The 14229-nt window shown below is 46.1% G+C and carries 11 protein-coding genes; 5 read left to right on the top strand and 6 right to left on the bottom strand.

Going from position 1 to position 14229, the window contains the following annotated elements; all coding sequences use genetic code 11:
* Window positions 1-62: 62 nt before the first annotated feature.
* The 4 genes from SSED_RS12140 to SSED_RS12125 all read left to right on the top strand — a co-directional run bounded on the left by SSED_RS12140 (window position 63) and on the right by SSED_RS12125 (window position 2766).
* Window positions 63-743 carry a response regulator transcription factor gene (locus SSED_RS12140; RefSeq protein WP_012142660.1) on the top strand — a complete coding sequence of 227 codons (681 nt, stop codon included), beginning with the start codon at window positions 63-65 and terminating at the stop codon, window positions 741-743.
* 227 nt (window positions 744-970) lie between these two features.
* Window positions 971-2098: a M14 family metallopeptidase gene (locus SSED_RS12135; protein WP_012142659.1), complete on the top strand. Its 1128-nt coding sequence runs from the start codon at window positions 971-973 to the stop codon at window positions 2096-2098.
* 72 nt (window positions 2099-2170) lie between these two features.
* Entirely contained in the window at window positions 2171-2488 is a 318-nt protein-coding gene (locus SSED_RS12130; protein ID WP_012142658.1) for a zinc ribbon domain-containing protein, read from the top strand.
* On the top strand, window positions 2485-2766 hold the full coding sequence (locus SSED_RS12125) for a YeaC family protein (RefSeq protein ID WP_012142657.1): 282 nt from the start codon (window positions 2485-2487) through the stop codon (window positions 2764-2766). Before SSED_RS12130 ends, SSED_RS12125 begins: the two co-directional genes overlap by 4 nt.
* A 171-nt stretch (window positions 2767-2937) precedes the next feature.
* On the opposite strand, the gene ansA is transcribed toward SSED_RS12125, so the two are convergent.
* A complete protein-coding gene (gene ansA / locus SSED_RS12120; protein ID WP_012142656.1) occupies window positions 2938-3951 on the bottom strand; it encodes an asparaginase in 1014 nt (337 codons plus the stop codon).
* 165 nt (window positions 3952-4116) lie between these two features.
* Window positions 4117-5955 (bottom strand): signal peptide peptidase SppA, encoded by a 1839-nt coding sequence (gene sppA / locus SSED_RS12115; RefSeq protein ID WP_012142655.1) that lies wholly within the window; start codon window positions 5953-5955, stop codon window positions 4117-4119.
* Between the two features lie 163 nt (window positions 5956-6118).
* Here sppA and SSED_RS12110 point away from each other — a divergent pair, with 163 nt between their 5' ends.
* The gene (locus tag SSED_RS12110) at window positions 6119-8134 is read left to right on the top strand and encodes an oxidoreductase (protein WP_012142654.1); all 2016 of its coding nucleotides are present in this window, start codon (window positions 6119-6121) and stop codon (window positions 8132-8134) included.
* Window positions 8135-8231: 97 nt separating this feature from the next.
* Here SSED_RS12110 and SSED_RS12105 read toward each other — a convergent pair whose 3' ends face one another.
* From SSED_RS12105 to nrdA, 4 genes are all read right to left on the bottom strand, one after another.
* Window positions 8232-9875: a methyl-accepting chemotaxis protein gene (locus tag SSED_RS12105; protein ID WP_012142653.1), complete on the bottom strand. Its 1644-nt coding sequence runs from the start codon at window positions 9873-9875 to the stop codon at window positions 8232-8234.
* A gap of 318 nt (window positions 9876-10193) precedes the next feature.
* On the bottom strand, window positions 10194-10544 hold the full coding sequence (yfaE, locus tag SSED_RS12100) for a class I ribonucleotide reductase maintenance protein YfaE (RefSeq protein ID WP_012142652.1): 351 nt from the start codon (window positions 10542-10544) through the stop codon (window positions 10194-10196).
* A complete protein-coding gene (gene nrdB / locus SSED_RS12095; protein WP_012142651.1) occupies window positions 10528-11658 on the bottom strand; it encodes a class Ia ribonucleoside-diphosphate reductase subunit beta in 1131 nt (376 codons plus the stop codon). Before nrdB ends, yfaE begins: the two co-directional genes overlap by 17 nt.
* Before the next feature lie 146 nt (window positions 11659-11804).
* Window positions 11805-14093: a class 1a ribonucleoside-diphosphate reductase subunit alpha gene (gene nrdA / locus SSED_RS12090; RefSeq protein WP_012142650.1), complete on the bottom strand. Its 2289-nt coding sequence runs from the start codon at window positions 14091-14093 to the stop codon at window positions 11805-11807.
* Window positions 14094-14229 lie beyond the last annotated feature (136 nt).

Below are 14229 nucleotides of genomic sequence, written 5' to 3'. Positions count from 1 at the left end.
GGAAATTCACCAACGCATATAGTAGTGTAAATGATAACAGTTCGTATTTGCAGTAGTGGTAAATGAGTAAAGTATTAGTAGTAGATGATGATCTGATTTTCAGGGAGTTACTAAAAGAAGCATTAGAATGTGAAGGACATGAAGTTATTAGTGCCCAAAACGGTATGGAAGCCTTATCCATTCTCGAGTGTGAACTCCCGGACATTATCCTGCTAGATATCATGATGCCAAAGTTAGATGGATTTGGATTATTGGCTGCGAGAAAAGATCAGATCCCTGTGATAGTCATCTCTGCCATCGACAATGAAGATGAAAGGATTAAAGGCTATGAACTTGGGGCTGATGACTTTTTAACTAAGCCGTTTAGCATAAAGGAGCTTTTAGTGCGCATGACAGCATTACAACGACGAGTCGAGTTAACCCGAGCTGAGAACACTGCAGAATCCGATTCTCTGAATAGTGAAATACTATTTGATGATATGCAGTATTGTGTATCGATCGCCTCGCGGGAAGTGGTGTTAACTCAAACTGAATTTAAGTTATTTAAATACCTGTTCGAAAGAAAGGGTGAGGTGATCACCAAGCAGGAATTGCAGCGTAGTGTGCTTCAAAAGGACTTAGGTCGATTCGATCGAAATCTCGACATGCACATCAGTAATACCCGTCGAAAGCTGGCCGATACTAAGTTACCCAAAACCTTGATCAATACAGTTAGAGGACAAGGTTACAGTTTTGCTTCTTAAACAAATTTATACCCGATAAAAGCCGCCATTAGTGTGGCTTTTTTGCTTTTCAGGCTACTCAATACCCAAGCTACTTCAAAATGCTTGTTTCAGAGCTCCCGTAGGATAGCTGGACAAGGAAGTGATTGAAGAGAATGGTTGGGTATATACACATTTTTCGTTTATCCTATCCCCAATCTGACAAGTACCCTATGACTTGTCTTCTCAGTACGAACAAAGGAATCGTTATGCGGATCAGTGCCAATTTTGATGGCGGTAATATTGAAGTCATTAATCAAGACAATATTAATGACGTACAACTGGCTATTCGTCCCGATGTAGGTAATGAATTTTATCAGTGGTTTAACTTTCGTTTAGAGGGGGAAGTCGGTAACCGGTATACCCTTAATATTATGAATGCCGGCTCGGCCTCATATACAAAAGGCTGGGAAAATTACCAAGCCGTTGCTACATATGACAGACAGACCTGGTTCCGTCTGCCGACGCAATATGAAGATGGCAAGCTTACTATTTTAGTCGATTTGGATTGTGATTCTATTCAAGTCGCTTATTTTGCTCCATACAGTTATGAACGTCATCAAGATCTGCTTGCCGCGATTCAGGTACATCCTCAGGTTAGTCTTGAGCACTTAGGACTCACTCTGGACGGTCGCGATCTATCTCTGGTCAAAGTCGGCGATGGTGACGAGTCTAAAGCCAACATCTGGATCACCGCGCGTCAGCATCCCGGTGAAACGATGGCCGAGTGGTTAGTTGAAGGTTTTATCAATAACCTACTCGATAGCGACTGTGCTAACGCCAAGGCGCTTCTAGATAAGGCGAACTTCTATATTGTCCCTAACATGAATCCCGATGGTGGAGTACGTGGTCATCTTCGTACTAATGCGGCGGGTGTTAACCTCAATCGTGAATGGCAGAGCCCGTCATTGGAGAAGAGTCCGGAAGTGTTCCATGTTACCCACAAGATGAAAGAGACAGGTGTCGATCTTTTTTATGATGTCCATGGCGACGAAGGTTTACCCTTTGTGTTTCTGGCTGGCTGCGAAGGCGTACCTTCGTTTGATGCTAAAATGGAAGCGCTGCAGAAAAAATTTGTGGATGCGTTACTGCTCACCAGCGCCGATTTCCAATCTGAGTTTGGTTACGACAAAGATGAGCCAGGTAAGGCCAATCTAACGGTCGCATCTAACTGGGTGGCTGAGACCTTTAACTGCCTCTCTAATACCCTTGAGATGCCATTTAAAGATAATGACAATATGCCCGATCCTATGGCGGGTTGGTCTCCTGAACGTTCGATATATTTAGGTGAAGCGTCTCTAACGGCCATGCTTGCCGTTGTCGATGAGCTGAGATGATTGAATGGGCTTAAGAGATAAGCGCTCTGAGCCCAATATTGTAAAATAGTTTATCTGTACTTTGAGGTAATGATGGCGTTAATTGAATGCCCAAGTTGTAAGAAACGGATCTCTAATAAAGCTAAGGAATGTAGCGCATGTGGTGCAAACCTCTCAGGGAATACTGAGTCATTGTCGCTGATAAGCAATATTAAACGCTCTAATCAGCTGATGAATCAAAGCCTGTTATGCATGTCTCTGTTTATTGCAGGTGTAGTGGTCTGGTTTTGGGGCGGAGAGCCGGCTCAAGGGGTAAGGTCTTACATTGCCGGTGGTCTTTTCGTATTGGGCTTTGTTGGCTACTTAATAACCAGGGTGAGAATCGTCTTGCATAAGCGGAAGAGAGTATGACTGATATAAATAAAATGATCGATGAGATGCCTCAAGAAGTGTATGAGCGTCTTAAGAGTGGTGTCGAGCTGGGTAAGTGGGAAGATGGCACCGTCCTGACACAAGAGCAACGTGACTCAACCATGCAGCTGGTAATGCTTTATCAGGCAAGAAGACTGGATCAGACTGATCATTTTACCATCAACAGTGAAGGTAAAATGAATGAGCTGACAAAGGCTCAGTTGAAGAAGCAGTTTAAAGGTGAGCCGATCGCCGAATTTAAAGAGCAAGAGCTTTAATACCGATAGGTATAACTAATCCGCATGTATATTGAGAAGGCTGGTAACCAAACTAAGGTTACCAGCCTTTTTATTTGTCAGTATTTACGGCTTGCTAATATGTGAAGCATATTATTTTGATTTCCCATACTTCAATAAACATAAAATTTACTGTAAGGCTATGATGGGAAATTAATCTTCGGTGAGTTCACCGATTAAATTTTGCTGCATTGCTTCTCTAATCTCTTGCGTCGACATCGATTTAGAGAGTAAGTAATGAAGTTTTGTTAACGCCGCTTCTGTAGTCATATCTGAACCGCTGATGACGCCCGCCGCTTCTAATGCATTGCCTGTCGCGTAGCCTGACATATTGACCTTACCCTGCAGGCATTGCGTCAGGTTGACCAGTATGATGCCGCGTTTATGTGCATCTGACAGCACCTTCAGCAATGCCGGATTTTGTGGCGCATTACCCACACCATAGGTGAGTAAAATCAAGGCTTTTACCGGTTGCTGGAGGATATTTTTAATAATATCTGTGGTGATACCGGGATATAAGGTGACAACACCAATCGGTTGCGGACTGATGGTGGCAACGTCGAGTTGCTTGTTCTCATCTCCGCCAACTTTTCCCGCCTTTAGACGAATCTTTATGCCAGCCTCTAACAGAAGAGGGAAGTTAGGTGAAGCAAAGGCACCGAACCCGTCGGCATGTGCCTTAGTCGTACGATTTCCCCTGAAAAGCTTGTTGTTGAAAAACAGACATACTTCGGCAACAGGGTAGTTCGCCGCAATGTAGAGGGAATTTAACAGGTTGGTTTGACCGTCAGAGCGCAGTTGTGCCAGCGGGATCTGAGACCCGGTCACGATGACGGGTTTAGACAGTCCTTGCAACATAAATGAGAGCGCAGATGCCGTAAAGGCCATGGTGTCGGTACCATGCAAGATAACAAATCCATCGTAGTCTTCGTAATTTGCTTTGATATCATTGGCGATCATCTGCCAATCCGTCGGCGCCATATCTGAAGAGTCTATGAGAGGGCAATATTCATGAATGACAAAATCAGGCATTTCGTCATGATAAAACTCAGGCATAGACTTAACACAGTTAGTGAGAAATCCGGCGACGGGTGCGAACCCTTGCGCCGTTTTTTGCATGCCTATCGTACCGCCGGTATAAGCTACATATATGGAACGTTTGGTCATTTTCTACTTCAGATGAACGCTAGTTGGCAGAAGTATACTTGCTAGAGGTGTTCACCCCAATAAGAATCTGAGATATCACTAAAATTTTGTATTTGTAGAACAGTTGAGGCACAAAAAAACCGGTAGGAGAGGACTCATACCGGTTTTTGTTTAACTGGCTCCTGCCTAGAAGTTACAGGTATCGCAGTAGAGATACATGCCGTTAGGGTCGTCGAATGAACTGAACTCTTCAATTACACCAGACCACTGAGAAAGCAACTGTTCTAATACAGTACTCGTTGACGACTGTGGCAAGTAGGCCGCGGCCGAAGCGAACATCTCCTGGATGAAGAGCTCCTGTGGGCTTAGCTCCTGCTCGATTATCTGACTGTCGAAGTCTTCAAGGTTTGCCATCTTAGCGGCTTTCGCTACGGCGCTGTCCAGATCGCCAAGTTCATCGACTAAGCCTAGCTCGACGGCTTTCTTACCTGACCACACGCGCCCCTGAGCGATATTGTCGACATCATCAAGGCTCATGCCACGTTCAGTCGCAACCAGCGAGATAAAGTCATGATAGCCACGTTCTATATGACGTTGAATGACCGATTTGATCTCGGGAGTGAGACCTTTTGTAACCGATATTCCCGCCCAATCTGAGGTGGCAACACCGTCTGTGTGTATACCTATGCTGGATAACGAGTCTTCGAATGTTGTCACCATGCCAAAGATACCGATTGACCCGGTAAGTGTGGTAGGCGTTGCATAGATATAATCGGCACTGGCCGAGATCCAGTAACCGCCTGACGCGGCATAGCTACCCATGCTGACTACAACAGGTTTACCTGCAGTTTTGAGTGCAAGTACCTCTTGTCTTATCTGCTCCGAGGCAAATGCGCTTCCGCCCGGGCTATCGACCCTTAATACGACGGCTTTAACCTGCTCATCGAAACGAGCCTTACGCAGCAGCTTTGATGTGCTCTCGCCACCAATTTGTCCGGCAGGTTGATTACCATTCAATATGGTTCCCTTCGCGACAATAATACCCACCGTATCCTCGATTAAGAGGGAGGGGTGAGTGGCAATCAAAGACTGATAATCGAAAAAGTCGATCTGTTTGAAGCTGTTTCCTTCATCGGCTTTACCCACAGTGTCGATCATCTTGAGTCTGAATGCCTCGGCCGATGCCAGCTCATCTACCCAGTTCATATTCAGCGCCATCTCGGCAGACTTGCCGTTGGCTCTCTCTAATTCAATAAGATACTGATCGGCACTGAGAACGAGCTTGTCGGCTGAAATATTCCGATTCTCGGCGACTTGAGTTTCATAATTTGCCCAGATATCGTTAAGCAGTTCGGTGTTGGCCTCTTTGGCTGCGGGTGACATATCGTCACGAATATAGGGCTCGACGGCAGATTTGAAGGTACCGACACGGAAGATATGCGCCTTAATCTTCAGTTTCTCTAACGCCGACTTATAATATTGGCGATAGCGACTCAATCCTTCCAGTTCGACACTACCTTGAGGGTTTAGATAGATAGTGTCGGCAAAGCTGGCAAGAAAATATTGGTTCTGACCGTACCAATTGGCCTTGGCTATGATAGGTTTTCCCGACTCTTTGAAGCGGGTTAGTGCGTCACCAATCGATTGAAGTTTACTGATCCCGGTCCACCTCAGGTGACCAATATCCAGTACGATCGATGAGATCCGTGTGTCCAGAGCCGCGTTATCGATAACATTGAGGACATCAGCAAGTAACAGTTCACCACTGGCGTCCTTGCTCTTGCTGCTTTTCATGGCGGCTTCGATGGGATCGACTTGCCTTTTCTGTTCAACGACAGAGCCGGATAGGTTCAGCACTAAGGCCGAGCCGGAATCAAGTTTTACATCATCTTCAACTGTCATCGCGACTATGATCGCCGCAAGAATACCAAAGAAGAAAATATTAAGGATCAGCTTACGGATCCCATTTAAGGTATTCCAAATCAGTAGGGATATTCTTTTTATAAATGAGGGTTTAGCGGACATTATCCACTCCTATATTACTCCAATCTACATATGCTAACTGAAAAAAGCTCGAGAGGGAAAACTGAATTGTAAAGGAATCTGTAAGAGCTGATAAGATATAGTTGAGCTAAGATCATACAAAAGGTATGCTGGTTTAAATCACTTGTTTAAAAAGGATGTTTGAATGTCGTTTCCGCATTTATTAGAACCCTTAGATCTGGGCTTTACTCAGTTAAAAAACCGTGTGCTTATGGGCTCAATGCATACCGGTCTTGAAGAGGAAAAGGGCGGTTTTGAGAAACTGGCAGCTTTTTATAAGGAACGCGCACTCGGTGGGGTTGGATTAATCGTTACCGGCGGCATTTCACCTAACCTTCGTGGTCGCTTAGCCCCTAATGCCTGCCAGCTCAGTTTTCCCTGGCAAGTGGGTAAACATAAAGTCGTGACCAATGCGGTCCACGAAGCCGGTGGTAAAATCTGTATGCAGATATTGCATGCCGGTCGCTATGGTTACCATCCTTTTTCACAAGCCCCAAGTAAGATTAAGTCACCGATCACGCCATTTACCCCATCATCCATGTCTTCGAGACAAGTAAAGTGCACCATTAAGGATTATGCAACCAGTGCCTCTCTCGCTCAGAAAGCGGGTTATGATGGCATCGAAGTGATGGGAAGCGAAGGCTATCTCATCAATCAATTTATCAGCAGTCGCACTAACATAAGAGACGATGAGTGGGGCGGGACCTTCGATAATCGGGTGCGCTTTCCACTCGAAATTGTACGTTCGATTCGCAAAAAAGTCGGCGACGACTTCATTATCATTTTCAGACTCTCGATGCTCGATCTCGTCGATAATGGCTCCAGCTGGGATGAAGTCGTTGAACTGGCAAAGTGGTTAGAAAAAGCCGGCGTGACCATAATCAATACCGGTATTGGTTGGCATGAGGCGAGAGTACCGACCATCGCGACCAGCGTACCTCGTGGCGGTTTTGCCTGGGTAACCGAGCGTCTGCAGAAAGAGGTGTCGATCCCCTTGGTCGCGACGAACCGAATCAATACGCCTGAGATTGCCGAACATATACTCTCTTCTGGTCAGGCAGATATGGTGTCGATGGCGAGACCTTTCCTGGCAGATGCCGACTTCGTGAATAAGGCGGCAGCGGATACCCCTGAGCTGATTAATACCTGTATCGGTTGTAATCAGGCTTGTTTGGATCATACCTTTGCCTTGAAGCGTGCGACTTGCTTAGTTAACCCAAGAGCTTGTTATGAAACCGAACTCAACTTTACACCGACGGTAAACAAAAAACGTATCGCTGTGATGGGGGCGGGGCCTGCAGGGATGGCCTTCTCTATCTACGCCGCATCTCGTGGTCATGAGGTTGTCCTATTTGAGGCAAAACCTGAAGTCGGAGGTCAATTTAACCTCGCTCGTAAGATCCCAGGTAAAGAGGAGTTCAATGAGACTATTCGTTACTTCAAGGAACAGATGAAACTCAATAACGTCGAGTTGCGCCTCAATACACGGCTCGACGCCTCAGTCGTCAGAGATGAACATTTCGATGAAGTGGTCATGTCATCGGGTGTGGTACCAAGAAAAATCGACCTGCCGGGCTTTAATGACCCCAGAGTCGTCGACTATCAACAAGTGTTGAATGGTGAAGTGACTCTAGGTGAAAGCGTTGCCCTTATCGGTGCCGGTGGTATTGGTTTCGATATGGCACATTATCTGTGTGAGCCGGAATCTACGACACTGCAGCCGGATAAATGGTTGAAGCAGTGGGGCATAGATAAGGGTTACAGCCACAGAGGGGGATTGATGGAACCTCAATCGGCCGAGGTACCTCGTCAAATCTATCTGCTACAACGTAAAAGCACTAAGATGGGTAAAGGTTTGGGTAAAACCACCGGATGGATCCATCGTCTCGTATTGAAAAAGCATCATGTCCATATGAAAACCGGCGTGTCCTACCAAAAGTTTGATGATCAGGGGTTACATATCTCAGTCGATGGTCAGGATGAAACGCTTGCCGTTGACAATGTCGTGCTCTGTGCGGGCCAGGAGTCAAACAGAACGCTGCTCGATGAGATGAAGGCAACCGGGTTACCCGTACACCTGATTGGCGGTGTCGATGTTGCCGCTGAGCTCGATGCTAAGCGGGCCATCAGACAGGGCGCTGAGCTGGCCATTCGCCTCTAGTGAGTTAGCCGCTTTTTGACGCTAAAAGCCTGAATGACTCCTCTTAACGGGGAGACATTCAGGCTTTTTTTATTTAATTAAGATATACCGATTGGTATTACACCTTGAACTGCTGGATCATTCCGTCGAGATTGACAGAAAGTTGCCTTAGCTCCCGGCTCGATTGGGAGACAAGATGCGATCCATCTGATACGCGCTGACTTGCGTCGCTGATATTGGTGATATTGCAACTTAACTCTTCGGTAACGGCGGTTTGTTGTTCTGTGGCGCTGGCCACCTGAATGGCAATATCATTGATACTGCCGATAGCATTGCTGATCTCTTCCATGGCAAGGTGAGCCTGATCTGCCGCTACCACGCTGGTTTGCATCTTACTTTGACTCGATTTCATCGATTCAACTGCCTGCTTTGCTCGCTCCTGTAATACTTCTATGGTGTCTTTAATTTCCCGTGCCGATGTTTGTGTACGCTGTGCCAGTACGCGGACTTCATCCGCCACTACTGCAAAGCCGCGTCCCTGCTCTCCGGCCCGTGCAGCTTCAATGGCGGCATTGAGGGCGAGTAGGTTTGTCTGTTCGGTAATATTGGCTATCACATCCAAAATAACGGCTATCGCATCAGTGTCTTTCTGTAATTGCTCGATGACGGTGTTGACCTTGTCGATCTCCATTGCTGACTCATCGATGGCCAGAAGTGTAGAGGAGACTACGCTCTGTCCCTGTGTGGTTGCTTGAACCGCATTGTTAGCAAATTCTGCCGTTTGGCTTGTGTTACGTGAGATCTCGACGATCGATGACTGTAACTCGTTCATTGCTGTGGCAACCTGAGTGACTTCATTGCGTTGCTGCTCCATACCTGTGGCGGAATCACTTGCAACGCAGCCAAGATCTTCCACGGCACTTCCCAATTGCACAGATGAGGTGCCAATTTGGGTGATCATCTGTTGAAGCTTCATTCGGGTGGAGGTAAGCACATCGGCTAACGCGCTGTATTCGGCGCTGTTAAATCTTGCCCGTTCAATGTCAACGGCCAAGTTTCCAGCTGAGATCTCAGTTAGCACTTCTGTGGTTGCTTGCAGTGGAGCAAGGATGCGGCGTACGAGAATGATGCCCGCAAAGACAATCGTCATGATGAAAATTACAGCGATAGCGATAAGACTGCTCTTTAAATTATTTATGGCATGGCTACTTGACTGTTTGGCGCCATTGACTATCTCAGCCTGTTGTTGAGTGAGTGCCCGTATCTCGGTTTCTATCCTGTCATAGATCTTCCAGGAGGCGGTTGAGGTTAACATCTTCGCCGTCTCTCTTGGTTTCGCGTTACTATCCATGGTTAAGAATTGCTCATGAAGTAGCTTAAATTCCGCAATGGGTTGTTCTAATTGTGCAAGTTGTTCCTGTGTCCGGACATTGGCCAGTTTCTTTAACTTGGTGAAGGTCTGATTGAGTGTGACGGCTTCACGCTCGATATATTTAACCGAGTCTGAACTCATCTTAGTGCCTAATACGCGTCTTAGACTGTATCCGATCTGCTCTCTTCTTAGCCCCGAGCTTGATTGGAGTAACTGAGCCGCTAGATTGCTGGAGATATATTCCCGCTCCAGTGAATCTATCTGTGTGCGAACATTTTCTATGTTGTAGCCGATCAGGGTCAAACCAATGCAGAATATGATGACCAGTGCAGAGAAAGTAGCGATCAGTAGATGTTTGATGGAACCGTAATTTTTCTTTTCAGTATTCAAGATGTTCAGCCCTTATGTAGTGCTTAATACCAGTCGGTATCAGTGCGAGATCACGGCCATATGGTTAGCGATGCTGAATGCTAAGGAATCACAGGCCGAAATTTGAGATGTTCTGAAACATCAAAAAATATGCCAAGGCTGTATAAAAGTGCAACATGGAACATGGGCGAGAGCAGGATCGATAAATTGTGATATGTCGTTGTTTTATTTCGTTAAATGCCGTGAGGAGCACGATATTTCGAGGTGTGTTACCCCTGACCAAACCATATCGGGTAGATAAAAAAGCCATGGCTGGCAGGGGGATAAAGATGAAGCAGATTATATATTTGCGGCTTCCGGGATCTTCTGTTTAGGTGTTGCTCTGACGACCTGTGCCCCATCGGCTGGTAGATCCAAGTCGAGATCACCGTCGGGCATACAGCAGCAGGGCAGGCACTCATCGCCCTCAAGAGAAACTAACGGCTCGGTATGATAAGTCACACTACCGCTGTTTATCTTGGTTTTACAGGCACCACAATAGCCATTTCGACACTCTGAAAACAGCTTAACACTCTTCTGTTCCAGTGCATCTAACAGGCTGATGTGTTGCTGATTAAACAGCAACACTGGTTGACCATTTAGGCTGACGATAGGCGCCTTATGGAGGATCTTTTTATAGTTCAAAGTCATCGAAGTCATCATCTGAGACGGTTGCATCAACTTGTCCGACTAAGTATGAGGTGATCTCACTCTCCTGTGGAGCGACCTGAACATTGTCACTAACAAGATAGGTGTTGATCCAAGGCAGTGGATTATTCTTAATAGCAAATGGTGCTTCGTAGCCGATTGCTTCCATACGGTTATTACTGATGTACTCGATATACTGCTTCAAGATCTCAGCATTTAGACCGATCATAGAGCCATCTTTGAATAGGTAGTCAGCCCACTCCTTCTCTTGCTCAACAACATCAAGGAAGACTTGGCGACCCGCTTCACGTAGTTCCTGACAAACTTCGACCATCTCAGGATCGTCATTGCCGTTGGCCCAAAGTTTAAGAATATGCTGTGTACCGGAAAGGTGCAGAGCCTCATCTCGGGCAATTAATTTAATGATCTTGGCGTTGCCCTCGAGCAGTTCACGCTCTGCAAAGGCAAATGAGCAGGCAAAGCTGACATAAAAGCGAATCGCTTCTAATGCGTTAACTGAGCATACAGCAAGATAGAGTCGCTCTTTGAGCTTGCGAGCTGAAACCTCTATGGTCTCACCGTTAACTTCGTAGCTGCCTTCACCTTGTGATTGAAGGAGCTGTGTCGTTAAGATCACGTCATCAAAATATTTAGCAATGCTGGTCGCACGCTTTAAAATCGCAGGATTGACGACGATATCGTCAAACACCTCACCTGGCTCAGTGAACAGGTTTCGTAAGATGTGGGTATATGAGCGGGAATGAATTGTTTCACTAAATGCCCAAGTCTCTACCCAGGTCTCAACTTCAGGTAGAGAGACAAGTGGCAATAACACTGCATTGACGGAGCGAGCAGCCATGCTGTCCAGTAGAGTCTGGTACTTTAGATTTGAGATGAAAATATGTTTTTCAGACTCAGTTAAACGTTGCCAGTCTGCGCGATCTTTTGAGATATCGATCTCTTCAGGGCGCCAGAAGAAAGAGAGCTGCTTTTCAATCAGCTTTTCAAAAGAGACATGCTTTTGTTGGTCATAACGAGAGACATTAACAGAGTTACCCAAAAACATAGGTTCGAGTAGTTGATCGTTTTTTACTTGGTTAAACGTCGTATAGGTCATGAACGTCCCTTAAGAGATTACTAATTTGTTGTATTAAACACAGTTAAGCGGTTGCCAAAAACATTACACCACTGAAAAGTGAGTGTATCATTATGCGAAGTGAACCGGACAATAGGTTCACTTCATTTTTCCTGGCGACGGTGAGCTTAGATCTTACAAGCTCCGCCTTCGCAACCCTCGTCCTCTTTCTCAACACTGACAATGTCACTGTGAGAATCGGTCGCTCCGTCGCGAGTGTTATGATAGTAGAGTGTCTTAACACCAAGTTTATAGGCGTTGAGCAGATCTTTTAGCAGCACCTGCATCGGTACTTTCTGACCCTCGAAGCGGCTAGGGTCATAGTTGGTGTTAGCCGAAATGGCCTGATCGACAAACTTTTGCATCAGTCCTACTAACTGCAGGTAACCTTCGTTGTTCGGCATCTGCCAAAGCAATTCATAGCTGTATTGATACTTATCAAAGTCTGGAACCACCTGTTTAAGTTGCCCATCCTTACTGGATTTTACACTGATTAACCCACGAGGTGGCTCGATGCCATTGGTGGCATTTGAGATCTGAGAAGAGGTTTCAGATGGCATTAATGCAGACAGGGTAGAGTTACGTAACCCGTGTTGGACGATATCCTGGCGCAATGTTTCCCAATCCATATGCAGCGGCTCATCACAGATCTGATCCAGATGGCGCTTATAAGTATCGATAGGCAAAATACCTTTCGAATAGCTTGTCTCATGGAAAGAGGGGCAAGCACCTTGCTCTTTTGCCAGATTCATCGATGCTTTCAATAGGTAATATTGAATCGCTTCGAAGGTCTTGTGAGTGATGTTGTTCGCCGAACCATCGGAATAACGCACACCTTCCTTCGCTAAGTAGTTAGCAAAGTTGATCACACCGATACCCAATGTTCTGCGGTTCATCGAAGACTTCTGAGCTGCAGTGATTGGATAGTCCTGATAATCGAGTAGGTTATCGAGTGCACGAACAGCAAGATCTGCAAGGGGTTCGAGTTCAGATAGATCCTTTATGGCGCCTAAGTTCAGTGCCGACAGGGTACAAAGCGCAATCTCGCCTTCTGGATCATCGATATTATTCAGTGGTTTTGTTGGCAGTGCGATCTCGAGACAGAGGTTAGACTGTCTGATTGGCGCAACTTTGCTGTCAAAGGGACTGTGGGTATTACAGTGATCCACGTTTTGAATATAGATACGACCCGTCGATGCACGCTCCTGCATAAGCAGTGAAAATAGCTCAGCGGCCTTAACTTGTGTTTTACGAACAGAATCGTCCTGCTCATATTGATGGTAAAGGCGCTCAAATTCATCCTGATCTTCGAAGAAGGCATCATAGAGGCCTGGGACGTCAGATGGACTAAATAGGGTGATCATGCCGCCCTTGATCAGTCTTTGATACATCACCTTGTTTAACTGTACGCCGTAATCTAGCTGGCGAACGCGGTTATCTTCGACGCCGCGGTTATTTTTAAGAACCAATAGAGATTCAACTTCCAGGTGCCACAGAGGATAGAATAGTGTGGCTGCACCACCACGCACGCCACCTTGTGAACAAGACTTAACCGCCGTTTGGAAATACTTGAAGAAAGGCAAACAACCGGTATGGAATGCTTCACCGCCGCGAATAGGGCTGCCTAATGCGCGGATACGACCCGCATTGACACCGATACCGGCTCTCTGACTTACATACTTAACTATCGAGGACGCTGTCGCATTAATAGAGTCGAGGCTATCACCGCACTCGATCAGAACACATGAGCTGAATTGACGTGTAGGTGTACGCACACCGGCCATTATCGGAGTCGGTAGAGAGATCTTGAAGGTAGAAACCGCATCATAGAAGTTTTTGATGTAGGTTAAACGTGTCTCTTTTGGATATTTGGCAAACAGACAGGCGGCAACCAAGATATAGAGAAACTGTGCGCTCTCATAGATTTCGTGAGTGACACGGTTTTGGACCAGGTATTTACCTTCCAGTTGCTTTACGGCGGCATAGGAAAAGTTCATGTCACGCCAGTGGTCGATATAACCATCCAGGGTATCGAGCTCTTCACGACTATAATCATGCAGAATATGAGCGTCATATTTGCCCATCTCAACCAGTTTAACCACATGTTCGTAGAGTTTAGGCGGTTCGAATTGACCGAACGCCTTCTTACGAAGGTGGAATATCGCTAAACGAGCCGAAAGAAATTGGTAATCGGGAGACTCCGGGGAGATCAGGTCGGCAGCGGCTTTAATGATTGTTTCATGAATAGCTTCTGTTGGAATGCCGTCAAAAAATTGCAGGTGAGAGCGAAGTTCAACTTCAGATACCGATACATTATTGAGGTCTTTGGCAGCCCATGTGATGACACGGTGGATTTTATCTAGGTCGATGGTTTCACGTTCGCCACTGCGTTTTGTGACTTTCAGATTGCTATTCATTAAAGATAGGCCTTGGTTTTAAAATTTATGAAGGTGCTCAGTGCTGACCACCCTACGATTCCTTGTAAACAATCAAATTGAACACCGAAAATCGGTAGTTTCCTTGACTTCACACAAGCGAGCACTTGTGTCTCTG

The sequence above is a fragment of the Shewanella sediminis HAW-EB3 genome (genome assembly GCF_000018025.1).
In the GTDB taxonomy this organism is placed as follows: domain Bacteria; phylum Pseudomonadota; class Gammaproteobacteria; order Enterobacterales; family Shewanellaceae; genus Shewanella; species Shewanella sediminis.
Note: the sequence above shows the minus strand (reverse complement) of the source record. Positions and strands in the feature narration are given on the sequence as shown.

Bases quoted from the DNA above. Each gene is read 5' to 3' on its own strand.
- SSED_RS12140 (WP_012142660.1), top strand. From the start codon at position 63: ATGAGTAAAGTATTAGTAGTAGATGATGATCTGATTTTCAGGGAGTTA.
- SSED_RS12135 (WP_012142659.1), top strand. From the start codon at position 971: ATGCGGATCAGTGCCAATTTTGATGGCGGTAATATTGAAGTCATTAAT.
- SSED_RS12130 (WP_012142658.1), top strand. From the start codon at position 2,171: ATGGCGTTAATTGAATGCCCAAGTTGTAAGAAACGGATCTCTAATAAA.
- SSED_RS12125 (WP_012142657.1), top strand. From the start codon at position 2,485: ATGACTGATATAAATAAAATGATCGATGAGATGCCTCAAGAAGTGTAT.
- ansA (WP_012142656.1), bottom strand. From the start codon at position 3,951: ATGACCAAACGTTCCATATATGTAGCTTATACCGGCGGTACGATAGGC.
- sppA (WP_012142655.1), bottom strand. From the start codon at position 5,955: ATGTCCGCTAAACCCTCATTTATAAAAAGAATATCCCTACTGATTTGG.
- SSED_RS12110 (WP_012142654.1), top strand. From the start codon at position 6,119: ATGTCGTTTCCGCATTTATTAGAACCCTTAGATCTGGGCTTTACTCAG.
- yfaE (WP_012142652.1), bottom strand. From the start codon at position 10,544: ATGACTTTGAACTATAAAAAGATCCTCCATAAGGCGCCTATCGTCAGC.
- nrdB (WP_012142651.1), bottom strand. From the start codon at position 11,658: ATGACCTATACGACGTTTAACCAAGTAAAAAACGATCAACTACTCGAA.
- nrdA (WP_012142650.1), bottom strand. From the start codon at position 14,093: ATGAATAGCAATCTGAAAGTCACAAAACGCAGTGGCGAACGTGAAACC.